This window comes from Streptomyces sp. WMMC940 (assembly GCF_027460265.1).
Taxonomy (GTDB): domain Bacteria; phylum Actinomycetota; class Actinomycetes; order Streptomycetales; family Streptomycetaceae; genus Streptomyces.
Map to the genome: position 1 here is coordinate 4793796 of NZ_JAPZBC010000001.1, position 24828 is coordinate 4818623.

Consider the following 24828-nt stretch of genomic DNA (forward strand, 5'->3'; position numbering starts at 1 on the left):
GTGCCGCGGCCGGGACCGGCTCCGTCACCCACCTGCCCGCGCCCGTCCGTTCGGCGAGCCGTTCACCCGCGTCTGGCGACATCCCGGCGTGGACCGTTCACCGGTCCGTCGCCGACCGGCCCCCGGCGGGTCTCTCGTGGGTCTCGGGGAAGGCCCCAACGCGCTGCGCGGGCGCATCGCCGAGGTGCAGTGGCGCGGGGCGACGCACCGTCCGTACGTGGACGCCGACGGGCACCGCGGCAAGGCCGATCCGCGCGAGCTGCGCCGGCCGCCGTCCCTCGGCGACGACATGACCCTGCACTTCGCCCCGCAGGACGCCGTGCTGCCGGCCGCGGGGGTGGCCGGCGCCCAGGGCCCCGGCGCTCCCCGGCCACCACCGGAGTGCCGACCCGACGGTCGAGCGGCCGCGGGGAGCGCCCGTGCGGCAGCCTGCCCGCCGCCGGACGGGACCGGCCGGGCCGCTGCTCGCCGAGTACTCGCAGCTCGACACGGCCCGGTTGGAGGTGGCCTCGTCGCTGGGCGCGCGGCCCGCCCGCATCGTCCGGAAGGTGATCCTCCCCGAGGCGCTGCCCGCGCTCGCGGCCGTCGGCGGCCTCGTCCTCGTCATGTGCCCCAGTGAGTTCGGCATCGTCTTTTTCACCGGGGTCAAGGGCGTCGCGACGCTCCCGGAACTCGCCCCGTTCCGACCCCCCAAGCCAAGAGCTCGCCCTACGCACCTGGTGACCCGCGAACGGTCGCGGAAGGATAGCGGGCACGGACCAACGCCCCCGCCCCGCGGGGGCGTTGGACTGGGCGCGACTTCCATCACGTCACCCACACCCGACGGAGGACCCGATGCCGACCCGCGGCATACCCCGCCGATCCGTACTCGCCGCCGGCGCCGCGACCGCCGCGACCGCCGCGGCGCTGACCAACGCCCCCGCGGCCCTGGCGGCCGCCCGGCCCCTCCCCGACGGCACCAGCAGGGACAAGGTGCTCGTCGTCGGGATGGACGGGCTCCGCCACGACCGGATCGACGCCGCCGACGCCCCCCACCTCAAGTCGATGATGGCGAACGGGACCTACGGGACGTCCCTGCTCTACTCCCGCCCCATGGCCGCGACGTCCTCCGGTCCCGGCTGGTCCACGATCTCCACCGGAGTCTGGCCCGACAAGCACGGCGTCAGGGACAACACCTTCATCGGCAAGAACTACGGCAGGTACCCCGGGTTCCTGGCCCGGCTCGCCCAGGTGCGGCCCGAACTGTCCACGTACGCCGCCGTCGACTGGAAGCCCCTGGACACCCAGGGCACCGTCACGCCCGGCGCCGACGTCAGGCTGGTACTCGACGGCGACAGGGACGGCTACCCGGGCCACGACGCCACCATCGCGAACGACACCGAGTCGATCCTGCGCGACCAGAACCCTGATGTGCTCTTCGTGTACTTCGGCAACACCGACGTCGTCGCGCACGGCTCCGGCACCGGCCGGAAGTACCTCGACGCCATCGCCGTCCAGGACGCGCATCTCGGGAGGCTGCTCGCCGCGATCAAGGCCCGGCCCACGTACCCGGCCGAGCGATGGACGGTCATCGTCGCCACCGACCACGGGCACATCGACGCGGGCGGCCACGGAGGCAGCTCCATCGAGGAGCGGCGGACCTTCGTCCTGGCCCAGGGGCCGGGCATCCCCGCCGGAGCCCGGCCCATCGACACCCGCCTCGTCGATGTCGCCGCCACCGTCTTCGGACAGCTCGGCATCACCCCCGACCCGGCCTGGGGCCTCGACGGCAAGCCCGTCCAGGAGCGCACCGGGGACCCCTTCGACACACTCCAGCCCTCGCTGACCGGCCGGGTGGACGAGACGGGCATCCCGGCCTCCGTCCTGGGCTTCACGCACACCGCCCCCGGCGGCTGGTCCGTGATCAACAACGCGATGGGCACCGGCGGAGTCGGCGAGTGGCGCGGCTGGGCCTTCGCGACCGACGAGTTCTGGTCCCGCACGCACCGTGACCAGTGGCGGGAGCTGAACGTGCGGTCGCGCGGCGTCTTCGCCGTGGCGGACTCCGACGAGTGGGACGACAGGGCGAACTCGGGCGGGTACGACTCCACGCTCGTCACCCCCGCGTACGACGTGAGCGGCCGCGGTACCGTGCGGCTCGACTTCACGACCCTCTACCGCCAGGAGGGCGGCCAGACCGCCCGGATCCTGGCCTCCTTCAACGGCGGGACGCCGACCGTGGTCAGGAGCTACACCTCGGACGTGGTGTCGCAGCCGCAGTCCGTGTCGGTCCCCGTCCCGGCCGGCGTCTCCAACGTGAGCTTCCGCTTCCACTACACCGGGGCGAACAACTGGTACTGGGTGATCGACGGGGTCAGGGTCACGGCTTCCTGACTAGGCTGGGGGGCGCCGGTACATCGTCGTGGCGGCGCCCCGTCAGCACACCGCACATCGCACTACGCGTACGGCAGGAGTCCGCTTCATGGCAGAGCGCAAGCCGATCGAATCCTGGCTCACCGACATGGACGGTGTCCTCATCCACGAGGGCGTGCCGATCCCGGGCGCCGACTCCTTCATCAAGAAGCTCCGGGAGAGCGAGAAACCGTTCCTCGTCCTCACCAACAACTCCATCTACACCCCGCGTGACCTGCATGCCCGGCTGGCGCGGATGGGTCTGGACGTGCCGATCGAGAACATCTGGACGTCCGCGCTGGCCACCGCCAAGTTCCTGGACGACCAGCGCCCCGGCGGTACGGCGTACGCCATCGGCGAGGCGGGGCTGACCACCGCCCTGCACGAGATCGGGTACGTCCTCACCGACCAGGATCCCGACTACGTGGTCCTCGGCGAGACCCGCACGTACAGCTTCGAGGCGCTGACGAAGGCGATCCGGCTGATCAACGGCGGAGCCCGCTTCATCAGCACCAACCCGGACGAGACCGGGCCGTCCGCCGAGGGCCCGCTCCCCGCGACCGGATCGGTCGCCGCGCTGATCACCAAGGCCACGGGCAAGGACCCGTACTTCGTGGGCAAGCCGAATCCGCTGATGATGCGGGCGGGTCTGAACGCCATCGGGGCCCACTCCGAGTCCAGCGCGATGATCGGCGACCGGATGGACACCGATGTGCTCGCGGGGCTCGAGGCGGGTATGGAGACCTTCCTCGTGCTGACCGGTCTGACGGCGCCCGCGGACATCGACCGCCACCCCTTCAGGCCCTCCAAGGTGGTCGACTCCATCGCGGACCTCGTGGACCGGATCTGACCCGGTCGGAGGCCCGGACGGCCTCGTCGCAGTGACCCGTCCGGGTCTCCTGGAGATGCGGAACTGGGCGGAACGCGTGAATCTCTTTACACCAGGAGGTTCACAATGCGTTCAGTTCCGATTGCTCTCCGTGTCGTAGGGGCGGCCGCCGGCTTCCTGATTCTGGCGCCCGTCCCGGGGACCGCGCACGCGGAGGAAGGCGCCCGGCTCACGGACACGGTCCACCCCGTCAGAGCGGAACCCGGGAGCGAGGTGCAGGACGGCCGGGAGAGCGGTGCCGTGGACCGGCTCCAGATCGTCACGCTCACGCCGCCCTCCCGCTTCGAGCCCGACGACAAACAGGGCGAGGAGGAGAACGGCAAGAAGGACCGTGAGGGCCAGGAGGGGCAGAAGGACAACGGGTCCCAGGACGGCAAGAAGGACGAGGGGTCTCGCGACGGCAGTAAGGACGAGGGGTCCCAGGAGGGGAAGAAGGACGACGGGAAGAAGGACGACGGGAAGAAGGACGAGGGGTCTCGCGACGGCAGGAAGGACGACGGGTCCCAGGACGGCAAGAAGGACGACGGGTCCCGGGATCGCGGGGACGGCTCCGACGACGGCTCCGACGAGGAGGACGGCCCGGAGGACCTGGTCGGGGCTCCCGACCCGGCCGAGAGCCCCGTCGCGCCCGTCCGCGCCGGCGGCGGCGGCGCCGCGGACCGGCTGGCCGCGCAGAGCGCCAAGTCCGCCGAATCCCAGGGCCCCGGCACGCCGCACACGGTGATCGGGCTGCTCCTGGTCGGAGCGGCGGCCGTCGCCGTGGCCTTCCGCAGCGCCCGCCGCCGGCGCGTCGGCTCCCCGGACCGGGACTGACCCGCCGTGCCCTCCGGAGACGAGGCGCCTCCGGGCAGCGGGCGGCTGCTCACCGGCGTGGCCTGGGCGATCCTGCTGATGGGCCTGTGGCTCTGGGGCCGTGAGGCCAGCGACGGTGCCGGGGGCTCCTCGGCCCCCACCACGGGGGACGTGGCGGCGGTGGGCCGTCCGCTCGGCGTACCGCTGCCGCCCGCCCGGGAGCCGCTGGCACCCGCCGGACCCACCAAGGTGGACATTCCTTCGCTAGGGGTCTCGGCCCCCGTCGTCGCCCGCGGCCTGGACAACACGGGCGCGGTCGAACCGCCGCCGTTCGCCACCCCGGACGCCGTCGGCTGGTTCGGCACCGGGACCCGGCCCGGTGCCGAGGGCGCGGCGCTGTTCGTCGGCCACGTCGACACCAGGACCGAGCCGGCGGTCTTCTACGGCCTCAGCGCGGCCCGCCCCGGCGAGACGGTCAAGGTGACCCGGACCGACGGCTCGGTCGCCGTCTTCACCATCGAGGACGTCCAGGTCGTCAGCCGGGACCGGTTCGACGCCCGCAAGGTGTACGGGGCGCACCACCCGGGCCGGGCCGAACTCCGGCTCATCACCTGCGGTGGCACCTACGACAGGAAGACCGCTTCGTACACGGCGAACGTCGTGGTGTCCGCCTACCTCACGGACGCGCGCGGCGTCTGAGGCCCGCCGGAGTCGGTGTTCGGGCCCGCCGGGACCGCGCCGCAGGTCGTGGGCGGGGCCCTCACCCACGAGAGCGCATCGGCCGTCCTCGGCCGCGGACGGCCGGGAGGCAGCCGCGGCCGCGGTTGCCTCGTGGCCCGCGGACCGCGTGTGTCAGGATGGATCCGGCCGGGCTCGTTCCGGCAGCGGGGCGCCTGGGGGGTGGCCCGGCACGTACCACGGTGCACCAAGGGGGAGTGGATGTACGGCAGTCGAGTCGGGCGCGCCCGATGGACGGCGGCCGCGATGGGGGCCGTCCTGCTGGTGGCGGGATGTTCCTCCTCGGACGGCGACGGCGACAAGCCCGCGGCCCAGCAGCCCAAGGCGACGGATCCGTACTGGGTGAACCCCGAGGGAAACGCGGCGAAGCAGGTGGCCTCGTACCTCGACGACGGTGACAGCGCGAGCGCCGAGCTGATCAAGAAGATCGCGGCCCAGCCGATGGGCGAGTGGATCGGCCCCGACGACCCGGAGGGCGAGGCGCGGAAGTACACGAAGGCCGCCGCGAAGGCGGACCGCGACGCCCTTCTGGTCCTCTACAACATCCCGCACCGTGACTGCGGCCAGTTCTCCAAGGGCGGTGCCTCGGACGGCGACGCCTACCGCGCCTGGGTCGACAAGGTCGCCAAGGGCATCGGCGACCGCCGGGCCACCGTCGTCCTCGAACCGGACGCCGTGCTGCACCTGGTGGACGGCTGCACCCCGAAGGAGTACCACCAGGAGCGGTACGACCTGCTGAAGGGGGCCATCGAACGGCTCGGGCGACTCCCCGCGACCAAGGTCTACCTGGACGCGGGCAACGCGGGCTGGGCGGACCCGGGCTCCCTCCCGGATCCGCTGCGCCGGGCCGGCATCGACCAGGCCGACGGCTTCGCGGTCAACGTCTCCAACTTCCAGACGACCGAGGCCAGCAAGGACTTCGGCCGCAAGCTGTCCGCCATGGTCGGTGGGAAGCACTTCGTGATCGACACCAGCCGCAACGGCAACGGGCCGTACACCCAGGGCGATCCGAAGGAGAACTGGTGCAACCCGCCGGGCCGTGCCCTCGGCGAGAAGCCCACGACGAAGACCGGTGATCCGCTCGTCGACGCCTATCTGTGGGTGAAGCGGCCGGGCGAGTCCGACGGTGACTGCAAGGGTGGTCCCAAGGCCGGTGACTGGTACCCGGAGTACGCACTCGAACTGGCCCGCAACACCGAGTAGCCGCACACACGACGGCGAAGGGGGCTCCCGCTGCGGGAGCCCCCTTCGCCGTCGTGCCCGTTCGTCGTCCCGGTCTAAGGGACCTCGACCCAGACGGCCTCCGACGGGGTGCCCTCTCCGTCCGTCACGAACAGCATGTACCAGCCGGACGGGACCAGGGAGCGGTTCTTCGGCACGGTGACCTCGAAACCGCCCGCCGTCCTCGTCATCTCCAGCGCGATGGACCGCTGGTCGACATCGGTCACATGCGTCACCGCGCTGGGCCGCATCAGCTTCGCCGATTTCAGCTTCGCCGCGTCCGCGCTCTTGAACGTCGCCGAGCCGCCACGCGCGATCTTCTTCGGGCCGGCGCCGATCTCGGGCCGGGAGCCCCGGAAGAGATAGGGCGGGGTGTAGATCTCGATCCGCTGCTCGAACACGCCGGGCTTGGTGTTGGCGTCGTCGCCGAAGAGCGAGTCGGAGCCGAAGATCATGACCCGGCCGTCGGGCAGCAGCACCGAACCCGAGTGGTAGTTGCGGCCGACCCGGGGGTCGGCGACACGTGTGTACTCGCCCGTCTTCGGGTCGTAGGTGCGCGCCTCCAGGACGTTGGAGCCGCTGCGGCCCCGGTAGTCCTCGGAGCCGCCGGTGACCAGGACGCTGTCGTCCGGCATCAGCGAGGCGCTCGGGTAGCGCGTGCCCTTGTCGAGGGAGGCGCCGTCCTTGAAGCGGGGCTGCGGGTCCTTCAGATCGACCAGCCGGGACTTCTCGCTGGACTTCTCGGACTCGCCGACCCCGCCGCCGCCGATGACCATGAACCGCTGGTCCTGGGCCGGCGGCAGCATCACGGTCGCCGAGGTCTCCATCAGGTCCGGGTCGCTCAGCCCGGGCACCTTGGTGAACTTGTTGGTGTCCAGGTCCCAGATCCCGGGGTCACGGCCGACGTCCGCGGGACCGTATCCGGCGTTGGAGCCGGAGTAGAAGAGCTTCCCGTTGTCCATCAGGAAGATCGCCGGGTAGGTCGGGAAACGCCGCTCGAAGCCGGTGTACTGCCACTTCTTCGTCTTCGGGTCGTAGATCTCGTCCTTGCCCGGGACGATCTGGCCGATCTCGTCCAGGCCGGACAGGGACAGGACCTTGCCGTCCTCGAGCGTGGTGAGCGTGGGATACCAGCGAGCCTCGTTCATCGGGTCGACGGTGATGTACTTCTCCGCGACCGGGTCGAACTCGAAGGCCTCCTTGATGCCCTGGAAGTCCTTCTTGTCGAGGGCGAGCTTCTGTGCGATGCCGTAGACGTTCCGGTTGTCCGAGCCCTTGAGGCCGTGCACCCGGTAGTTGTCCTCGGTACCGGTCTCGTACGACTTCCCGGACTTCGCGGCCTCGACGTAGATCCGGCCGAGTCCCGCCTCGGTGCGCAGGAAGCGCCCGGTCGCCTTGTCGAAGACCTTCTTCGCCTTCTCGACGAGGACCGGGTCCTTGGAGACGAACGTCTTGCCGTTCTTCTTGCCGGTGAACTTGGTGCCCGCGGGCAGGGTGATCGGCTTGTCCGGGTCCTCGTTGTGGACGATCATCAGGCCGCCGGCCTTGGTGACGTCCCCCTGGAGCTTCTCGTACCGCTTGGTACCGCCCGCGACCAGCAGCTTGCCGTCGGGCAACTGGGTGTGCCCGGCGCAGAACATGTCCTTGGGCGTGGGTATGTGCTTGAAGTCGTTCGTCTTCGGGTCCCAGAGCACGGACTCGAACTTCTTGGCGTCGAAGTTCTTCTGGTTGTTGCCGGAGCCCGCGATCAGCAGCACCTTGCCGGTGTGGAGCAGGGCCGCGTGGATCGTGTTGATCTTGTACTTCTCCGGGACGTCGAGGAAGTCCCAGTGGCCGTTGGCGGCCTTGTACTCGGGCCGGTTGATCTTGTACTCGTGGTACTGCTCCGAGCCGTACCGGTACATCGCCGGTCCGTTGAAACCGGCGATCGCCGCCACGACCGCCGCGCCGATCAGGATCCGCCGGGCCCGGTTCTTGCGGTGGTTCGGCCGGACGGGAAGTGTGCTCATTTCTTACGTCCCCCAAGGGCGATCTGCATGGTCTGGTCCGCGGGGGCCCACTGGGGCTGCTGCTCGTGGGCGGCCGGCGACACGGCTTCGGAGGCCCCGCCATCCGTCCCCGGCTTCGCACGGCGCCGCCCCCTCCGCTTCTTCTTCTCCTCGCGGATCCCGTACCGCCAGGCGAAGATGGGCGCCGCCGTGATCAGCAGGGCCAGGCCGGCCCAGGTGATCATCGCCGGGTGGTCGTGCCCGAACCAGAACGAGGAGACGAGCGAGCCGCCGAAGATCAGGATGAAGAAGAGGTGGATCCGGAACGTGCCGAAGAGCGTGTCCGGGCTGGAGGAGTCGCCCTTGGGCGTGACCACGAACTTGCTCTTGCGCCGCAGCGCGGCGTCCATCAGGGAGCGTGCGTAGATCGGCGCGGAGAGGGCGGACATCACCATGCCGGCCAGACCGCCGGAGCCCTCGGGCTCGTGGGGCGACACGTTGTGGCGGCGGTTCCAGATGTAGAGGCCGATCTGCAGGGCCGAGGCGTTGCCGTACAGCATCATCCAGATGGCCGGGTCGATCTGCACGCCCGAGGCGCCCATGCCCAGGAACAGCGCACAGCTGAGGGCCGCCAGGATCCAGTTGAGGGCCGACATCGGGTAGAAGATGATCATCATGGTGTAGTTGAAGAGCTTGCCGGCCGGCAGTGTGCCGAAGCCCTTCCAGTACTGCTTGAGGATCGTCTCGTACGTGCCGCGGGACCAGCGCAGCTGCTGGGTGAAGAAGTCGGTCCAGGCGGACGGGCCCTCACCGACGGCCAGGACGTCCGGGGTGTAGACGGACCGCCACTTGTTGCCGGTCCCCGGGTTCTTGGCCCGGTGCATCTCGAAGCCGGTGGCCATGTCCTCGGTGATCGAGTCGTACAGGCCACCGATCTGCTTGATGGCGCTGATGCGCACGGCGTTGGAGGTGCCGACGAACATGGGGGCGCCGTAGCGGTTGCCGGCGCGCTGGATCAGGGCGTGGAAGAGGAACTGCTGGGATTCCGCGGCCTTGGTGACGAAGGTGTCGTAGTTGCCGTAGACCTGCGGGCCGATGACGAAGCCGACGTCCGGGTCGCGGAAGTACCCGAGCATCCGCTCCAGGTAGTTCGGCAGCGGTATGTGGTCGGTGTCGACGGAGGCGAAGAAGTCGTAGTCGCCGCCGTGCGCCTCGAGCCAGGCGTTGTAGTTGCCGTGCTTGGTCTTGGCCCGGTGGGCGCCTTTCTCCTGGTTCCACTTGGCTATGCCCTTGCGGGAGAAGTGGTGGACGCCGAGCCGTGCGCAGACCTCCTTGACGGCCGGGTCGTCGCCCTCGTCGAGCAGCCACACGTGCATCAGCCCGCGGTGCCGGATCTTCACGGCCGCCTCGAGCGTCTTCGTGACCATCTCCAGGGGTTCCTTGCCCGGCACGAAGGAGGTGAGGAAGGCGACGCGGGTGCCGGACTCCGGCACGACGGGTATCGGGTCGCGGGCGACGAGTGTCGCGTGCGCGTTCGACAGGACGTTCATCGTGCGGAAGAGCTCGATCAGGCCGATCGAGACGAGCATGACGACGTCGAGCCACAGCAGCAGCTCGTCGTTCAGGTTGGGGTCGCGCTCCGTCCAGTGCTGCGGCTGCATCAGCCAGGCGAACAGGCCCAGCGAGACCAGCGGCGCGGCCCCGAGGAGCAGAGCGGCCCGGACGCGGTGCGGCTCCTGCGACAGCAACGAGCGGTACTGCACCTTGTACGGTCTCGACGGGTCCGGCTGGGTCAGGGGACCGGCCAGCCGGCTGTAGTGCTCGTAGTCGTACCTCGGCAGCGCCTTCTTGGGGCGCAACCGATGGCCTCCCGTCCTGAGCTGCGGGGGAACCCGAAGCTGCGTGGTCCGGGAAGGGTCGTCGTCCTGCTGCCGGGCGCCGTTCGGCGTCGACGTCATCTTTCATCCCCCCGCACGCCTGCTGGCTGCGTGATCGTTCGGTCGTGTCCGGACCGGGGCTCCCCTTGGCCAGCCGGTACCGGACGCATCAGTGGCAGGCCACCGTATCCGTAGACATAAGACGATGGTCTTCCGGTTGCATGATGCCCGTCTCCGCGTTCGTCCGTGAACGGGACCCCCACACCGGGCCAGTAGCGACGGGAGAATCCCCTCGAATCACCCCAAGTCGCAACTGTTTGAGCCCGCTGACCCCTTGGGGTCGCGGACTCTCAGGACAGGGTCCCGGAGCGGGGGACGTGATCGCAAGCGGATCCGGAGCCGCCGGGAGGCGCGCTGTCCGGGTTCCTCCGCACCGCTCCGCATCGGGGTGGAGGGTGGGTGTGAGGGTGGGAGGCGCGGAGCGCGTCCAATCTCTCTGGATGGGCTGTCCGATCAGGTTGGACGTCGGGCTTTCCGGTGCCTCCCCGCACGGTCGTTGACGGCGGTTTGGTCAACCGGCGTCCCAGCGGGAAGAATCCACCGCGTGGCCAACGCACTGCAGGAATTGGTGAAGAGCCGGCTGGAGCAGCAGGGCTGGTCCTACGGCGACGTGGCCCGGCGCGGGGGCGTCCCGCGTTCCACCGTGCACCACCTGGCCACCGCCGAACGCGTCACCCGCATGCCGCAGCAGGCCACGCTCGAGGGCCTGGCCAGAGGACTGGAACTGCCCCTGGACTCCGTCCGCAGGGCCGCGGCCGAAGCCTGCGGGATCCACCTGTACTTCGAGGAGACCCCCGGCACACCCGCCGACCCCGAGGTCGCCACCCTCATCGCCAGCGTCCAGCAACTCTCCCCGGCCGACCGCCGCCACGTCACCGCACTCGTCGAATCCCTCCTGCGCAACACCCACCGACCCGACACCGGCGCAGACACCCACACCCACCCCGGCACCGGCACAGACACCCACACCCACCCCGGCGCCGGCACCGGCACAGACACCGGCTCAGGACCCCGCACGGGCCACGACACCGGCACCCACCCCGGCACCCACCAGAGCACGGACCCCCACCCCGCCACCGACTGAACCGGGCCCCGACGACATCCGGCCGGGCCGCAGGCGTCGACGGGCCGGATCGCGGTTTCCGGTGCGCGCCGGCGAGGTGCGGGCGGACGTGCCGTTTCGATGGGGGATCGGAGACTTCGGGCCGGTAGTGCGCATGGCGCATCCGTTTGATGCATTTGCTGGCGAAGTATCAGATAGCCCGGAAATGCGGGCGATTGGGGGTCTATTCTCGCCCCGCGGGGCGGGTGAACCCCCCGAAGCCTCCGGGAGAGGGGTGGACGTGCTTGTCGTTCCAGGAGCGCTCGCGACCGCCGTCGTCCGTGACAGGACGGGAGAGCCGGTGGTGCTGCTGTCCGGTGAACTCCCCTCCGCCCTCACCGCGTCCGGTGTGGACGAGTTGCTCAACCTGGCCGCCGCCGTACTCGGGACGGAGGAACTGGAACTCTTCGGGCGCTGCCTCGCGGCACTCCGTTGCGGCGAGATGCTCCGGGAAACCCGTATCGAGGTCAGCGGAGCCGTACTGACCATCTACCGCGACTGACCCGCGAACGGCAGCAGGCTCCCGGGAGCCGTCTCCGGGAGCCCACGCCGACCGCCCGTCGGTTCGGGCGGCGCATCAGGCCGGATCAGAACCGGCGACCGCAATCCCAGCCGTGTCCGGCGTGGTTGCGGTACCACCCGTAGGCGTCGTACCGGTGCGCCCTGTGTGCGGGGCGGCGTTCCCACAGGCGACGGCAGTCGCGGTCCCACCGGTTCCGGTGGCGGTCCCGGACATGGTGCCTGACGTACCGCTGACCGAGGTCGGTGCAGCGCTCCACGCCGCGGAACTGCTGTGCGGCGACGGGCGAATGGGCCGGCGCGGCGATGGCCGTGCCCGTCAGGGGAATGGCGGCCGCGGTCGCGGTCAGGACCGCCGTCGCAAGGAGGCGTGCGAATGTTCTCACCGTTTTTCTCCTGGTTCGAGGGATTTCTGGTGGCCCTCCGGACCATACGCGGATCCAGTAACGGGATTCATTCGTGCATGCGAGCGGAGAGGTCTTGTCGGCGCATTGCCGACCCTGTTCCGAAAGCCGGGGAAACCGGGCCTGAGCTTTGCTTGGTGAGGGTTTCGCGAAATATGGCGGCGGTGTCTGAGAACACTCGCGAGGGTGACTCAACTGCGGCGTTTCGCACGGGTTTTGGGTGCGGGTACATAACGGCGCAAATTGCAACTCGGCTGCACCGGGTCCTGGGTTGAATAATTCCTGCGGCCCGTTGCGGCCGGAATCGGGAGCTGCCGGAATGCTCCGCCGTCGCACGGAAATCCGCCCCGAGTTGCGTGCAGTCGCTGCCCCCGTCGCTCAGCTGCGGTAGATGGTCAGTACGGCTCCGCTGACCTCGATACGGGTTTCCCGGAGCATCTCGCCGCAACGGAGTGCCGCGAGGCAGCGCCCGAAGAGTTCCAGTTCCTCCGCCCCGAGTACGGCGGCGGCCAGGTTGAGCAACTCGTCCACACCGGACGCGGTGAGGGCGGAGGGGAGTTCACCGGACAGCAGCACCACCGGCTCTCCCGTCCTGTCACGGACGACGGCGGTCGCGGACGCCATGGGGACGACAAGCATGTGCACCCCTCTCGCGGAGGTTTCGGGCGGTTCACCCGTCTTGAGGCACGAGAGGATAGCCATCAGGAGTCATGTCGTTGCCGGTGGGAATCGGCCGGATTGAGCCGATCGGGTGAGGCTCCCCACGGGCCGGCATCGGCTCCGTCCCCGCCCGTCACCTCTCCTGCCTGCGGTTTTGGTGGGCATGGGCGGTCTTCGCCATGGCGGGCGGGATGTTCCGGTCCCTTGTCGGTGGCTCCGCGGAGTCCTACTGTCCAATCTCGTCAGACAGATCGTCCGGCATGGATGGACGCGTTCGGGAACGGGCGCAGTCCGCCCATGCCCTTCGCGCAAAGGACCCACCCATGCTTGGCATGCGAGAACTGGACGCCGAGGCCGCCGCGGAGCTGCTGCCCGGGCGTGAGGCCCTGGGCCGGCTGCGGTTCAACTTCGTCAGGACCACGAGCGTGAGCGAGCGCATCGCCTACGTCGACGCCCACAACGAGTCGCTCGCGGCCAACGTCTGTTCGCCGGACGCCGTCGCGGCCTCCGAGGCGACCCAGTCCATCAGCGTCCGCCAGTAGCGGCACTTCCTTCCCAGAGGGGTTTCCACCATGAACGTCGAAGAGCTCGAGGCCGAGGCCGCCGCCGAACTGCTGCCCGGGCGCGAGGCCCTGGGCCGGCTGCGGTTCAACTTCGTCAGGACCACCAACGTGAGCGAGCGCATCGCGTACGTCAGCGCCCACAACGAGTCGCTCGCGACCAACATCAACTCCCCGTACGCCGTCGCGGCCTCGTCCGCCGCCCAGTCCATCAGCGTCAGCCAGTAGCCGGCGCTTCCTCCCGAGAGGGGTTTCCACCATGAACGAAGACCAGCTCAACGCCGAGGCCGCCGCCGAACTGCTGCCCGGGCGCGAGGCCCTGGGCCGGCTGCGGTTCAACTTCGTCAGGACCACCAACGTGAGCGAGCGCATCGCCTACGTCAGCGCCCACAACGAGTCGCTCGCCGCCAACATCGACTCCCCGGACGCCGTCGCGGCCTCCGAGGCGACCCAGTCCATCTCGATCAGCCAGTAACGATCCCGGTCGTGTGCGGGCCGCGTTCTTGGGGGCGCGGCCCGCACCGGGAGGAAGAGCAGGACGGTGACCAAAAGCCAGAAGGTCCACCCTGGTCCCGTGGGGGCGGCGGCCTGCGACGCGGGCGACGTGGCTCACCCGTACGAATACACGGAGACGCTGTTCCCCGTTCCGCGTCTCGGTGCGGGACTCCAGTTTCTCGGCGAGTACCAGGGGTCCGGCTTCACGGACCGCAAGTACCTGGTCCGCCGAGGGGACGGGCAGGTGGTCCAGCTCTCCCGGTTGCTCTACCTGGTCGCCGAATCCATCGACGGCGTACGCGACACCGAGACCGTCTCGCACCGGGTCAGCGGGCGCTACGGACGGGAGATCAGCGCCGACAACATCGAGTACCTCGTCGAGCAGAAGCTCGAACCGCTCGGCATCACCGTCCCCTTCGGACAGGAGGGCGACCAGGTCGCCGGCCCCACCACCGACCTCCTCCTGGTCCTCAAGGGCCACCGGGTGATCTTCCGCGAGCGGCAGGTGGCCCGTATCGCCGCGGCGCTCGCCTGGCTGCACCGGCCACCGGTCGTGGTCCTGGTGCTGTCCGCGGCGCTCTGCGTGGACGTCTGGCTGTTCGCCGTCCACGGAGCGATCGCGCCGGTGCTGCAGGTGCTGGAACAGCCTGTGCTGATGCTCGCCGTCTTCGCACTGATCGTGGCATCGCTGGTCTTCCACGAGTTCGGCCACGCCTCGGCGTGCAGGTACGGCGGCGCGCGCCCCGGGAGCATCGGCTGCGGCCTCTTCCTCATCTGGCCCTCGATGTACACCGAAGTCACCGATGTCTACCGCATCGGGCGGGCCGGCCGGATCCGGACCGACCTGGGCGGGATCTACTTCAACGTGGTCTTCGTGCTGGGGCTCGCCCTGGCGTACGTCCTCACGGGCCAGCCCCTCTTCCTCGCCGCGATCTACCTCGTGCACTTCGAAATCCTGGAGCAGCTGCTGCCGGTGGTCCGGCTGGACGGCTACTACATCCTCGGGGACCTCGCGGGAATCCCCGACCTCTTCGGGAAGATCAAGCCCATTCTGCGCTCCATGCTGCCGGGACGTCCGCCGTCCCCGGAGGTGGCCGGGCTGAAGCGGCCCGCGAGGATCATGGTCACCGCATGGGTGGTGACCATGGTGCCGCTGATCGCCGCCGAACTCGGCTACGTGCTGTGGAACCTCCCCCGCCTGCTCACCACGAGCCTGCGCTCACTGGCGGAACAGGTGGCGGGGACCTGGTCCGCCTTCGCCGACGGCCAGTTCTCCGCCGGTCTCGTCGGGGTCGTCGGTAGCTTCATGCTCATCTGCCCCCTGGCCGGCGCGACCTACCTCGCCGTACGGCTGGTGGGCCGGCTCGTGAAGGTCATCGCCCGGGCCACGGAGGGCAACGCCCGGCTGCGGGTGGCCGTCTGGGGCGGGGTGCTGGTGGGATCGGGCGCGCTCTGCGCGGCGTGGCTGACCGGTATGACCCCGGAGCCGTTGCCGCGCCAGCCGCCCATCGCCCCCATCCTCCAGCCCGGTGTTCCCACGGTCCGCCCGACGGCCGCGGCCCCCGGCGCGGAACGGCCCATCCCCGCCACCCCGGACCCGACCCGTCTCACCGACCCACCGCCCGAGGCCCCCGCACCCGCGGCGACTTCCGGCGCCACCCCCGCCGGCCTGACCGCCACCAAGAGCGGCTCCCCGTCCGCGAGCCCCGTCACGGACGCGCCGACACCAGGGCCGACGAGCCCGACGCCGAGTCCGAGCCGTACTTCGGCGTCGCCTTCGGCCGACCCGAGCGCCTCGCCGACGCCGAGCACCACGCCGTCCGGATCCCCTTCGCCCTCGGTGACCCCCTCGGAGTCGCAGAGCGCGACCGAGGAGCCGTAGTCCGGATCGCCCCCCATCCACCTCTCCGGCCCCGACAGCCCCCTCCCGATTCCCCGTACGTCCGCAAAGGAGCATCCCGATGACGCACCGAAAACCACGCACCGGCCACGGCGGCCGCAGAGCCGCACGGTTCGGCATGCTCGTCGCCGCCTGTACGGCCGGCTTCGCCACGGCGAGCCCTGCCGGGGCGGCATCGTACGTGTCGACCGGCAACCGCCATGTCGGTGTCGCGGTGGACGAAGCGCACGCGAACGCCGGACCCAGGCACCGTTACGACTACGACGACGAGTTCGCGGTCCATGAGCTCGGAACGCGCCTCGGCGTCGGCGCGCGCAACAGGGCGGTCGCCCGTTCCGCGGGCTGCACGCTCGACAACCCGTGCCGCTCGGTCGCCCTGTCCTTCCAGGTCGTCACCGTCACCGGCACGATCACGCGGCTCAACGCGGCGAACACCAGCCGTGCGGTCAACGACCACTGCGACGGCTGCCAGACGTTCGCGGGGGCCTACCAGTTCATCGTCTCCACCCCGCACTCGTTCACGCTGAGCCGCCCGGTCAGGAACGAACTCGCCCGGCTCGAAAGGCGACTGGCCGAACTGGAGCGCAGCCGCGAGCCGATCAGCACCGTCAGGACCCGTGCCGACTCCCTGGCCGCCGAGGTCGTGAGCCTGCTCAGGGGAGCGGTGGCGGCCGCGCCCCGCGGCGAGGCCGTCGACCCGCTGCAGAGCTTCCGGCCCACCGTCACCCTGCGGCGCCACATCGACTAGGGCGTGTCCCGACGGGGCGGACGTCGGCCGATGCGGCGCCAGGCCGCCCGGACGCCGCTCCGCGCCGAGCCCCACCCGCCTCCCGGCTCGGGGACCCCTCCCCGAGCCGGTAGGTGGACCCGTCTCCAGTCCTCCGGAGGACCACCATCCATGAGTTACCCACCCGAGGTGCGCCGTCAGGCCCTCGACCTGCTGGCCGTGGGCGAGCCCGTGAAGAAGGTCGCGGTCGACCTCGGCCTCAGCGAGCGGACGCTCTACCAGTGGCGGCGCAGATACCTGCCGCAACTGCGGCACCAGCGGTACTTCCCCGACGCGGGGACGGAACTCACGGCCGCGCGCAGACGCATCACGGAACTGGAGACCGAGGTCGCCGTCCTCCGGCGCGCGACCGAGCTGCTGCGGGACGCGATGTCCCCAAAAGACGATTCGAGGCAGTACGCGTGATGGCTCACGAGGGCTTGCCCGTGCGGATCGCCACGAGCGTCCTGGGGGTGACCGAGTCCGGGTACTTCACCTGGCGTTCCCGTCCTCCCTCCGCACGTTCCGTCCGTCACTCCTGGCTCACCGAAGTCATCTCCGCCATCCACGCCGCTTCGCACGGGACCTATGGATACCGGCGCATCCACGACGAACTGACTTCGCGCCACGGCATCGCGGTCAGCCACGGCACGGTTCAGCTCCTGATGCGCCGCGCCGGTCTCCAGGGTCTCTCCGCCGGCGAACGGCGCCGTACCCGGCCGACGCCAAAGAGGTCGCCGGCCTGAACGAGAGAGCGATCCGACCATGAGCATGGAATACCCGTCGTTCCCGACTCCGCCGCTGCCCATCTCCACGTATCTGCGCCCCCAACTGCGGGCGGGGGAGGACCTGCCGGCGACCCAGGCGCACCAGGTGATGCTGCACTGCGCCCTGGACGCGGCATGCGTCCCCGTGCGGCTGACCGACACCCGTGCCGTCGCCCGGATCGCCGAACTCGACTTCCCCACGGTGAACGCCGTGATCGGCTGGCTGCGGACGCTGAGCGAGCGTTGAGCGCGGCGGCCGGATGTCGTCGGGGCCCGGTTCAGTCGGTGGCGGGGTGGGGGTCCGTGCTCTGGTGGGTGCCGGGGTGGGTGCCGGTGTCGTGGCCCGTGCGGGGTCCTGAGCCGGTGTCTGTGCCGGTGCCGGCGCCGGGGTGGGTGTCGGTGTCTGTGCCGGGGTGGGTGTGGGTGTCTGCGCCGGTGTCGGGTCGGCGGGTGTTGCGCAGGAGGGATTCGACGAGTGCGGTGACGTGGCGGCGGTCGGCCGGGGAGAGCTGCTGGACGCTGGCGATGAGGGTGGCGACCTCGGGGTCGGCGGGTGTGCCGGGGGTCTCCTCGAAGTACAGGTGGATCCCGCAGGCTTCGGCCGCGGCCCTGCGGACGGAGTCCAGGGGCAGTTCCAGTCCTCTGGCCAGGCCCTCGAGCGTGGCCTGCTGCGGCATGCGGGTGACGCGTTCGGCGGTGGCCAGGTGGTGCACGGTGGAACGCGGGACGCCCCCGCGCCGGGCCACGTCGCCGTAGGACCAGCCCTGCTGCTCCAGCCGGCTCTTCACCAATTCCTGCAGTGCGTTGGCCACGCGGTGGATTCTTCCTGCCGTGGGACGGGGTGACGCGTACGGGTGAGTCCGAGTGTATGCCGCAGGTGGGACGTCCTTCTCCTGCCGCCCGCCGTCCGGGGGTCTCCCGGCGACGCCCCCGGCGCCGGGCGGGCTTTCGCGCGTATGCGAAAGGGCGCCCTCGGAGGCCGAGGACGCCCGGATCAACGAACTGATCGCTGGTGCGCCGCCAGGGACTCGAACCCCGGACCCGCTGATTAAGAGTCAGCTGCTCTAACCAACTGAGCTAGCGGCGCCTGCTGACCCGGAGAACTCTACCGGACCCCCTGGGATGCTCCTGACCATTTCCTTGCGCGTTCCGGCCTGTCGGATGGTCGTTTTTTCGCTTTGCTCCGTCAAAATGCGATTTGTCATGACGGAAGAGCGTGGTGGATCTGAAGGGGCAAGGGATGACCGTTCCGGTGTTCGAGGAGTACGAGCCGGCCGGAGACTGCGTCTGCCCCGGCTGCGCCCAGCAGCGGCGGGAACGGGCCCGTGCCCTGCCGGTGCGTGCCGGAGGTCACCCGGCCGCGCACGGCGCCCGCCGCGCTCTCGTACTGGTCACCGCGGCGGGAGCGGTACTCAGCGGCGGGAGCGCGGGGGCCCTGGCCGATCCCGGAGCGGGGCGCTCCCCGGTGCCCGAGCCGGAGGCGGCGGCACCCCGGACCGCGCGGACCGGGGTGCCTGCCGCCGAGGCGGACACGGCGGCGCCACGCCGACCGGTCGGGGCACGGGCGGTCGGGGTGCGGGCGGCCCGGGCGCACCCCGTTCGGGCCGGGCGTGCCGGACTGGGGCACAACCGGCCGGAACGCGACCCGCTCCCCGTCCCCGCCCCGGCCCGGGTGCGGGCGGAGCGCGCAGGAACGGACGATCCCCCGGTGGGCCCCGGCGGCGCGGACCGCTCCCGTGGCGATCGTGTCCTGGCGGTGGATCCCGCACGGCCCGGGCGCGAACCCCGCCCCGACCCGGAGACCCCGCAGGGCGGCCAGGAACCGCTGCACGGCGGCCCGATCGCCGGCCCCGCCGGGACGGCCGGTCTGCGCAAGATGGCCCGTGCCGACATCATGAACCGGGCGAAGCGCTGGGTGAACGCCAAGGTCCCGTACTCCATGAGCCGGTACTGGGCGGACGGCTACCGGCAGGACTGCTCCGGCTACGTCTCCATGGCCTGGCACCTCGCGGGCAACGAATGGACGGGCAGCCTGGCCCAGTTCGGCACGCGCATCGAACGCAAGGACCTGCAGCCCGGCGACATCCTGCTCTTCCACAATCCGAGCGATCCGTCCAAGGGCTCCCACGTCACGATCTTCGGCGGCTGGGCGGACAGCACCCGTACGAAGTACATCGCGTACGAACAGGCCAGGCCGCACACCCGCAGACAGACCACGCCCCTGGCCTACTGGAGCAACTCCGACCAGTACGTGGCCTACCGCTACAAAGGGCTGAAGGGCGTGGGCACCGCCGACGGGACGATCGCGGGGATCGGAGAGATCGGGTTCCCCGGGGTGGGGGTCTTCGCGCCCGGCGAGGACAACGCGTACGTCGCCCGGCTCGCGAGGCTGCTGGCGGAGCGGGGTTTCGGAAGCAACGACACGACCGGTCCGGGGTCGCGCTGGGGGGAGGCGCACCGGCGCGCCACCCAGGCGTTCCAGCACGCCCAGGGCTGGAGGGGTACGGAGGCGGACGGGGTGCCGGGACCGGACACCTGGCGCCTGCTGGTGAACGGCACGGGCAGGAAGGCGGCGCCCGGCGCGGCCGTGGCCGTGCCGAACGGGCCCGGACGACAGACGGGTGCGGTGACCGGGGCATCCGCGCCTGCAGCGGGCCCGACCGCGACCGGTCCGGAACAGGTGCCGTCGTCCGCCGCGCGGCCCCCCGCCGGGGCGGGTGCCACGGCGGCGGGGTCCGATTCCGCGGGGGCCCGGCAGGCGGCGCCCGTGCCCGCCCCGGCCCCGGTGGCCGGGACCGCGTCCGGCGGTCGTGCCGCGGCTGCTCCGGCCCGGCCTGGTTCCGCCGTCCGGTCCGTCCCCGCCGGACCCCGCAGGCCACCTTCCGCAGCGGCCGCCCCCCGCCGGCCGGGCGCCGCGACGGCGACTCCGGCCGGTTCCCGGAAGCCGGCGCCCGGAGCCGCCGCCTCCGCGCCGGGTTTCCCGGGCCACGGACACTTCCGCCCCGGCGGCTCCGGCAGCTCCGGAAGGCATCTGGACACTCTCCGCCGGCAGCTGGTGAAGCGGGGCTTCGCCAGGCACTACTCCACCCGCCCCGGCCCGCGCTGGGGCGACGCGGACCGTCGCAGCGTCGAGGAGTTCCAGCGTGCGCAGGGCTGGCACGGCGCGGCGGCCGACGGCTACCCCGGCCCCGAGACCTGGCGGCGACTCTTCTCATGATCCACAACTCCGATGTGCACCGAACCCGCGAGGAGGCGACCGCGGTGACCCCGACGACCCCCTACTCCGAGGACCCTCCGGGTCCCTCCCTCCCGCTCGGCCGGCTGACCTCCGCGTCGGTCGCCGTCCACAGCGCGGGGCTGCCCGTCAGGGGCAGCACTGCCTCCGGCGGGCCCGAGCCCGAGGCCACGTCCGGCCCGGAGGCGCCGACGGCGTTCGGCCACGGCCGGGACGTGCGCGGCACCCCCGCCGTGCAGGGCATTCCGGATCCGTATGACGCCGGTGCGGTGCTCGGCGGCCGGGACGTGCGCGGCACCCCCGACGCGCACGGCACCGCCGGGCGTGGTGGCGCGCCCGCGGAGGCCGGACTGCCCGCCCCCGCCCAGGAGCTCCCTTCGGGGGGCGGGTCCGGGGCGGGTTCCGGAACCGCCTTCCCGCCCGGGCCCGGCGGCACTGCGAACGGCGCCACCGACGCCCGCTCCCACCCGGGCGTCCTGTCCGAGGCGGGCGCCCCGTCCGAGGAGGGCGGGACGAAGCCCGGTGGCGCGCGGGACACCACGCCCGCGACCGAGCGCGCCGAGCGGCAGTTCAGCGGGGCCGGCGGTCGCCGGACTGTCGTCATCGGCACCGATACGACCGGCGCCATCCCCGTCCACCTGCTCTACCGGGACGCCGTCGCGTCCGCCGGAGCGACCACCCGGGGCCCGGCGGGGGAGGCGGCCGCGGACCCGCGGACGGAGCCGGCCACCGGTGCGGACGCCACCCGCCCGCTCAACGGGACGTCCGCCAGCAAGGGGCCGGACGGCGGCGCACAGCCCAAGGACCGCTGGAGCGCCTTCGGCGTGAACGGGCTGACCAAGGACGTCGACGGCGACAGCGGCCCCGACACCATCGCCATGCCCCCGGTGGCGTCCGCCACCGGACGGCGGTCCACACCGGGCGCCGGCCAGGCCACCCGCCGGCCGGCACCCCCTCCGGACCCCCGGCTGATCGAGCGGCCCGGCCCGGTCCTGCCCGGCTGGGCGGCTCTGCTCGCCGGGGTCGTCTCCCTCGTCGCCTGCGCGGCCGTGCTGCACTGGGCGGGAGCCTTCCCGCCCGAGGTGACGACGCTCTTCGGAGTGGGCGAACGGCCCTACGGCGGTCTCGGGTTCGTGCACTGGGGCGTGCTCGCCGTGTCCCTGACGGTCGCGCTGTTCTCTCTCGGCGGGCTCGCGCGCGGCCGGGTCGGCCACGCCTGGGTGCTGACGCTGTACGGGGAGTACCGCGGCAGTGTCCGCCGCAGCGGTCTCATGTGGGTGAGCCCGCTGCTGCTCCGCCGCCGGGTGGACGTACGGTTGCGGCACTGGCGCAGCGAGCCCATGCCGTCGGTCGACGCCGACGGCACCGCGCTCGAGGCCGTCGTCCTCGTCGTGTGGCGGGTCCGGGACACGGCCCGCGCCGTGCTCGGGGTCGCGAACCACGAGTCGTACCTGAGGGAGCAGGTGGAGGCGGCACTGGCACGGGTGCTGTCCCAGATCCCGGCCGACGCCTCGGCGCCGGCCGCCGGCGGCGGTCCCGCGCTCGAACTCCGTCCGACGCTCCGCAACGCCGAGGCCGTCGGCGACGCCCTGACGAAGACGCTCGCGGCGGAGTGCGCCCCCATCGGGATCGACGTCTTCTCGGCGCAGCCGACGCGCATCGAGTACGCGCCCGAGGTGGCCGCGGCGATGCGCCGCCGTCGGGTCGCCGCCCTGGAGGCCGAGCGCCGCGACACCGTGTTGAGCTCGGTGGTCGACGCGGTGGACGACACGGTGCAACGGCTCACGATGCGTGGGCTGGTGGAGTTCGACGACTACGAGCGCAAGGCCCTCGTCCGCGACCTGACCGTGGCGTTCTGCACGGCGAGGACCGGCGGTGCGGAGACCCCGTGATTGGTCTGGACATGTTCAAAGTTCGTCAATAATCTGAGACTTGGTCTAGACCGGAATCCGCACGACCGCACAAGCGCAGCTGCACGGCACGGCTCACAGAACTCCCCCACGTTCTCCAGGAGCGACAGCATGCGAAAGCGAATAGGCGCGGCCGTCGTCGGGCTCGCGGTGGCGGGGACGACCCTGCTCGCCACCGGGAGCGCCGGCAGCCACGGTTACACCGACTCTCCGATCAGTCGTCAGAAGCTCTGTGCCAACGGCACCGTGGGCAACTGCGGCGAGATCCAGTGGGAGCCCCAGAGCGTCGAGGGGCCCAAGGGCTTCCCCGGCGCGGGTCCGGCGGACGGGAAGATCTGCGCCGGTGGCAACAGCCGCTTCGCGCAGCTCGACGACCCGCGCGGCGGTGCCTGGCCCACCACCCGGGTCTCGTCGGGGCAGAGCCACACCTTCCGGTGGCAGTTCACCGCCATGCACGCCACGACCGACTTCAAGTACTACATCACCAGGAACGGCTGGAACCCCGGCCGGCCGCTCACCAGGGCCGCGCTCGATCCGCAGCCCTTCCTGACCATCCCGTACAACGGCCAGCGCCCCCCGGGGACGCTCAGTCACTCGGGCACGCTGCCGTCGAAGTCGGGCCGTCATCTGATCCTGGCGGTGTGGACCATCGCCGACACCTCGAACGCGTTCTACGCCTGCTCGGACGTTCAATTCTGACGCAACGTCAGCTACCGTGCGCGCCATGGGCGTCACGGGGAGTGGTACGACCGTCGCGGAGCTGGTACGGCGCCAGTGGGGCGATCACCGGGTGGGGCTGGTCCACGAGGACCTCGTGCTCAGCCACCACCAGGTCGCCTCCGGTGCCGCCGCACGGGCCGCACTGCTCACGGAGTTGCTGCCCCGGGGAGCAGAGCCGCACCTCGGGGTCCTGCTCGACAACACGCACGAGTTCCCGCTCTGGATCGGCGCGGCAGCCCTCACCGGGGCCGCCGTCGCCGGCATCAACCCGACCCGCCGGGGCGCGGAGCTGGCCCGCGACATCCTGCACACCGACTGCCGGGTGCTGGTCACCGAGCGCGCGTACCTTCCCCTGCTCGACGGTCTCGAACTGCCGGGCGTGCGCGTGCTGGTGACCGACGACGCCGCGTACGCCGCGCTCCTCGCCCCCTGCGAGGATGCCGGTCCCGCCGACATCGACCCCCTGCCGGGGCGCACCGTGCGGCCCGGCAGCCGGCTGCTGCTGTACTTCACCTCCGGCTCGACGGGCGCGCCCAAGGCCGCGATCTGCAGTCAGGGTCGGCTCGCCGCCGCCGGGGCCTCCCTCGTCTCGCGCTTCGGGGTGCGCCGGGACGACGTCCACTACGTCTGCATGCCGATGTTCCACGGCAACGCGGTGATCGCCGCCTGGGCGCCCGCACTGGTGGCCGGTGCGACGGTGGCTCTGCGGCGCCGCTTCTCCGCGTCGTGCTTCCTCTCCGACGTACGGTCCTACGGAGCCACGTACTTCACCTATGTGGGCCGGGCCGTGCAGTACCTGCTCGCCACTCCCGAGCGCGAGGACGACCGCGACCACTCGCTCCGGCTCGGCTTCGGCACCGAGGCGGGGGCCGTCGACGCGGAGCGCTTCGAGGCGCGGTTCGGCGTTCGGCTCGTCGAGGGCTACGGCTCCTCCGAGGGCGGCGCCGCCGTCCAGCGCACCTCCGGCACTCCGCGCGGCGCGATCGGCCGGGCCGCGCGCGGGGACGACCTCGCCGTGGTCGACCCGTGCAGCGGCGAGGAGCGCGAGCCGGCCCGCTTCTCCCCGGGGGGCGTGCTGCTGAACGGCGACCGGGCGATAGGCGAACTGGTCAACCGCGGCCGCAGCCCCTTCGAGGGCTACTGGCGCAACGCCGAGGCGGAGGCGGAACGGCTGCGGGGAGGCTGGTACTGGAGCGGCGACCTCTTCTACCGCGACGCCGAGGGCTTCCTGTACTTCGCCGGCCGCGGTGAGGACCGTCTGCGCGTCGACAGCGAGAACCTCGCCGCCGCGCTCATCGAGAGCATCCTCGCCCGCTGGGAACCCGCCGTGGGCGTCGCGGTGTACGCCGTCCCCGATCCGGTCGCCGGCGACCAGGTGATGTGCGCCCTGGCCCTCCGCGACGGGGGGTCCTTCGACCCCGCGGCGTTCACCGGCTTCCTCGCCGCCCAGCCCGACCTGGGGACGAAGATGCCGCCCCGCTTCGTCCGCGTCGTCCCGCGCCTCCCGGTCACCGCCACCAACAAGATCCACCGTGTCGCCCTGCGCCGGGAGGGGTTCCTCCGGGGCCCGGACCCCGTCTGGTGGCGGGAGCCCGGCACGGACGGCTACCGCCCGCTGACGGCGGCCGACGCCGCCCGGCTGTGCCGCGCCTACGAACGTCAGGGTCGGACCGGGCTCTTGGGCCGGTGAGCCAGGCCCCCGTTCCGGCGGACGGGGTTTCCCCGGTGCGACAGTGGCGGGGCGGGGGCCTCGGGTCCGCGGCCGGCCGACGGGCGTGCGGTGGTCCTGCGGTGGGTCCGGTCGCGCCGGGCGCGCACCGGGTGGCGGACGGGC

23 protein-coding genes, 1 tRNA gene and 4 pseudogenes are annotated in these 24828 nt (G+C 71.6%); 22 read left to right on the top strand and 6 right to left on the bottom strand.

Translation table 11 applies throughout. From position 1 onward, the window contains the following. Positions 1-184 precede the first annotated feature (184 nt). The 7 genes and pseudogenes from O7595_RS21095 to O7595_RS21125 all read left to right on the top strand — a co-directional run. Positions 185-265: pseudogene (locus O7595_RS21095) on the top strand (hypothetical protein); the annotation flags it as partial. A gap of 193 nt (positions 266-458) precedes the next feature. Then, positions 459-674: pseudogene (locus O7595_RS21100) on the top strand (2-aminoethylphosphonate ABC transporter permease subunit); the annotation flags it as partial. Between the two features lie 160 nt (positions 675-834). After that, complete coding sequence (locus tag O7595_RS21105) at positions 835-2373, top strand: alkaline phosphatase family protein (RefSeq protein ID WP_269730209.1); 1539 nt, start codon at positions 835-837, stop codon at positions 2371-2373. A gap of 88 nt (positions 2374-2461) precedes the next feature. Continuing rightward, entirely contained in the window at positions 2462-3241 is a 780-nt protein-coding gene (locus O7595_RS21110) for an HAD-IIA family hydrolase (RefSeq protein ID WP_269730210.1), read from the top strand. A gap of 105 nt (positions 3242-3346) precedes the next feature. Next, positions 3347-4093, top strand: coding sequence for a hypothetical protein (locus tag O7595_RS21115; RefSeq protein ID WP_269730211.1), 747 nt, complete (start codon positions 3347-3349; stop codon positions 4091-4093). Between the two features lie 6 nt (positions 4094-4099). Beyond that, on the top strand, positions 4100-4771 hold the full coding sequence (locus O7595_RS21120) for a class F sortase (protein ID WP_269730212.1): 672 nt from the start codon (positions 4100-4102) through the stop codon (positions 4769-4771). Between the two features lie 240 nt (positions 4772-5011). Next, the gene (locus tag O7595_RS21125) at positions 5012-6013 is read left to right on the top strand and encodes a glycoside hydrolase family 6 protein (RefSeq protein WP_269730213.1); all 1002 of its coding nucleotides are present in this window, start codon (positions 5012-5014) and stop codon (positions 6011-6013) included. 74 nt (positions 6014-6087) lie between these two features. Here the strand turns inward: O7595_RS21125 and O7595_RS21130 are convergent, their stop codons facing one another. Together O7595_RS21130 and O7595_RS21135 are read right to left on the bottom strand one after the other, a co-directional pair. Then, positions 6088-8040: a kelch motif-containing protein gene (locus O7595_RS21130; protein WP_269730214.1), complete on the bottom strand. Its 1953-nt coding sequence runs from the start codon at positions 8038-8040 to the stop codon at positions 6088-6090. Continuing rightward, positions 8037-9977 (bottom strand): glycosyltransferase family 2 protein, encoded by a 1941-nt coding sequence (locus O7595_RS21135; RefSeq protein ID WP_269730215.1) that lies wholly within the window; start codon positions 9975-9977, stop codon positions 8037-8039. The genes O7595_RS21130 and O7595_RS21135 overlap by 4 nt, the downstream gene beginning before the upstream one ends. 523 nt (positions 9978-10500) lie before the next feature. Between O7595_RS21135 and O7595_RS21140 the strand changes: the two genes are divergently transcribed. Together O7595_RS21140 and O7595_RS21145 are read left to right on the top strand one after the other, a co-directional pair. After that, complete coding sequence (locus O7595_RS21140) at positions 10501-11040, top strand: helix-turn-helix domain-containing protein (RefSeq protein ID WP_269730216.1); 540 nt, start codon at positions 10501-10503, stop codon at positions 11038-11040. A gap of 259 nt (positions 11041-11299) precedes the next feature. Continuing rightward, positions 11300-11560, top strand: a complete 261-nt coding sequence (locus tag O7595_RS21145; RefSeq protein WP_269730217.1) for a hypothetical protein — start codon at positions 11300-11302, stop codon at positions 11558-11560. 85 nt (positions 11561-11645) lie between these two features. Here the strand turns inward: O7595_RS21145 and O7595_RS21150 are convergent, their stop codons facing one another. Then, the gene (locus tag O7595_RS21150; protein ID WP_269730218.1) at positions 11646-11963 is read right to left on the bottom strand and encodes a hypothetical protein; all 318 of its coding nucleotides are present in this window, start codon (positions 11961-11963) and stop codon (positions 11646-11648) included. A 396-nt stretch (positions 11964-12359) separates the two neighbouring features. Further along, entirely contained in the window at positions 12360-12620 is a 261-nt protein-coding gene (locus tag O7595_RS21155; protein WP_269730219.1) for a hypothetical protein, read from the bottom strand. A 353-nt stretch (positions 12621-12973) separates the two neighbouring features. Between O7595_RS21155 and O7595_RS21160 the strand changes: the two genes are divergently transcribed. The 8 genes from O7595_RS21160 (at position 12974) to O7595_RS21195 (ending at position 17376) form a co-directional block, all read left to right on the top strand. Continuing rightward, entirely contained in the window at positions 12974-13183 is a 210-nt protein-coding gene (locus O7595_RS21160) for a hypothetical protein (protein ID WP_269732564.1), read from the top strand. Between the two features lie 30 nt (positions 13184-13213). Next, positions 13214-13429: a hypothetical protein gene (locus tag O7595_RS21165; RefSeq protein ID WP_138055028.1), complete on the top strand. Its 216-nt coding sequence runs from the start codon at positions 13214-13216 to the stop codon at positions 13427-13429. Between the two features lie 31 nt (positions 13430-13460). Further along, positions 13461-13676, top strand: a complete 216-nt coding sequence (locus O7595_RS21170) for a hypothetical protein (protein ID WP_269730220.1) — start codon at positions 13461-13463, stop codon at positions 13674-13676. Between the two features lie 66 nt (positions 13677-13742). Next, positions 13743-15578, top strand: a complete 1836-nt coding sequence (locus O7595_RS21175; RefSeq protein ID WP_269730221.1) for a M50 family metallopeptidase — start codon at positions 13743-13745, stop codon at positions 15576-15578. 79 nt (positions 15579-15657) lie between these two features. Beyond that, positions 15658-16344, top strand: a complete 687-nt coding sequence (locus O7595_RS21180; RefSeq protein ID WP_269730222.1) for a hypothetical protein — start codon at positions 15658-15660, stop codon at positions 16342-16344. Positions 16345-16494: 150 nt separating this feature from the next. Continuing rightward, positions 16495-16788: a transposase gene (locus O7595_RS21185; RefSeq protein ID WP_269730223.1), complete on the top strand. Its 294-nt coding sequence runs from the start codon at positions 16495-16497 to the stop codon at positions 16786-16788. Continuing rightward, the gene (locus O7595_RS21190) at positions 16788-17108 is read left to right on the top strand and encodes an IS3 family transposase (RefSeq protein WP_269730224.1); all 321 of its coding nucleotides are present in this window, start codon (positions 16788-16790) and stop codon (positions 17106-17108) included. Before O7595_RS21185 ends, O7595_RS21190 begins: the two co-directional genes overlap by 1 nt. Positions 17109-17127: 19 nt before the next feature. Next, complete coding sequence (locus O7595_RS21195; RefSeq protein WP_269730225.1) at positions 17128-17376, top strand: hypothetical protein; 249 nt, start codon at positions 17128-17130, stop codon at positions 17374-17376. A 31-nt stretch (positions 17377-17407) separates the two neighbouring features. On the opposite strand, the gene O7595_RS21200 is transcribed toward O7595_RS21195, so the two are convergent. Further along, entirely contained in the window at positions 17408-17941 is a 534-nt protein-coding gene (locus tag O7595_RS21200; RefSeq protein WP_269730226.1) for a helix-turn-helix domain-containing protein, read from the bottom strand. Between the two features lie 198 nt (positions 17942-18139). After that, a tRNA-Lys gene (locus O7595_RS21205) sits at positions 18140-18216 on the bottom strand. Positions 18217-18702: 486 nt separating this feature from the next. Here O7595_RS21205 and O7595_RS33930 point away from each other — a divergent pair. The 5 genes and pseudogenes from O7595_RS33930 to O7595_RS21225 all read left to right on the top strand — a co-directional run. Then, positions 18703-19743, top strand: a pseudogene (locus tag O7595_RS33930) (peptidoglycan-binding protein); the annotation flags it as partial. A 318-nt stretch (positions 19744-20061) separates the two neighbouring features. Then, positions 20062-20346: pseudogene (locus O7595_RS33935) on the top strand (peptidoglycan-binding protein); the annotation flags it as partial. Positions 20347-20390: 44 nt separating this feature from the next. Next, entirely contained in the window at positions 20391-22256 is a 1866-nt protein-coding gene (locus O7595_RS21215) for an SPFH domain-containing protein (RefSeq protein ID WP_443071682.1), read from the top strand. Positions 22257-22385: 129 nt separating this feature from the next. Further along, the gene (locus O7595_RS21220; protein ID WP_269730228.1) at positions 22386-22973 is read left to right on the top strand and encodes a lytic polysaccharide monooxygenase auxiliary activity family 9 protein; all 588 of its coding nucleotides are present in this window, start codon (positions 22386-22388) and stop codon (positions 22971-22973) included. Between the two features lie 25 nt (positions 22974-22998). Beyond that, positions 22999-24684, top strand: coding sequence for an AMP-binding protein (locus O7595_RS21225; protein WP_269730229.1), 1686 nt, complete (start codon positions 22999-23001; stop codon positions 24682-24684). Positions 24685-24828 lie beyond the last annotated feature (144 nt).

Excerpts from the sequence above, each read along its gene's own strand:
- O7595_RS21105 (WP_269730209.1), top strand. The coding sequence starts at position 835 with ATGCCGACCCGCGGCATACCCCGCCGATCCGTACTCGCCGCCGGCGCC.
- O7595_RS21110 (WP_269730210.1), top strand. The coding sequence starts at position 2,462 with ATGGCAGAGCGCAAGCCGATCGAATCCTGGCTCACCGACATGGACGGT.
- O7595_RS21115 (WP_269730211.1), top strand. The coding sequence starts at position 3,347 with ATGCGTTCAGTTCCGATTGCTCTCCGTGTCGTAGGGGCGGCCGCCGGC.
- O7595_RS21125 (WP_269730213.1), top strand. The coding sequence starts at position 5,012 with ATGTACGGCAGTCGAGTCGGGCGCGCCCGATGGACGGCGGCCGCGATG.
- O7595_RS21130 (WP_269730214.1), bottom strand. The coding sequence starts at position 8,040 with ATGAGCACACTTCCCGTCCGGCCGAACCACCGCAAGAACCGGGCCCGG.
- O7595_RS21135 (WP_269730215.1), bottom strand. The coding sequence starts at position 9,977 with ATGACGTCGACGCCGAACGGCGCCCGGCAGCAGGACGACGACCCTTCC.
- O7595_RS21155 (WP_269730219.1), bottom strand. The coding sequence starts at position 12,620 with ATGCTTGTCGTCCCCATGGCGTCCGCGACCGCCGTCGTCCGTGACAGG.
- O7595_RS21160 (WP_269732564.1), top strand. The coding sequence starts at position 12,974 with ATGCGAGAACTGGACGCCGAGGCCGCCGCGGAGCTGCTGCCCGGGCGT.
- O7595_RS21165 (WP_138055028.1), top strand. The coding sequence starts at position 13,214 with ATGAACGTCGAAGAGCTCGAGGCCGAGGCCGCCGCCGAACTGCTGCCC.
- O7595_RS21170 (WP_269730220.1), top strand. The coding sequence starts at position 13,461 with ATGAACGAAGACCAGCTCAACGCCGAGGCCGCCGCCGAACTGCTGCCC.
- O7595_RS21180 (WP_269730222.1), top strand. The coding sequence starts at position 15,658 with ATGACGCACCGAAAACCACGCACCGGCCACGGCGGCCGCAGAGCCGCA.
- O7595_RS21185 (WP_269730223.1), top strand. The coding sequence starts at position 16,495 with ATGAGTTACCCACCCGAGGTGCGCCGTCAGGCCCTCGACCTGCTGGCC.
- O7595_RS21190 (WP_269730224.1), top strand. The coding sequence starts at position 16,788 with ATGGCTCACGAGGGCTTGCCCGTGCGGATCGCCACGAGCGTCCTGGGG.
- O7595_RS21195 (WP_269730225.1), top strand. The coding sequence starts at position 17,128 with ATGAGCATGGAATACCCGTCGTTCCCGACTCCGCCGCTGCCCATCTCC.
- O7595_RS21220 (WP_269730228.1), top strand. The coding sequence starts at position 22,386 with ATGCGAAAGCGAATAGGCGCGGCCGTCGTCGGGCTCGCGGTGGCGGGG.
- O7595_RS21225 (WP_269730229.1), top strand. The coding sequence starts at position 22,999 with ATGGGCGTCACGGGGAGTGGTACGACCGTCGCGGAGCTGGTACGGCGC.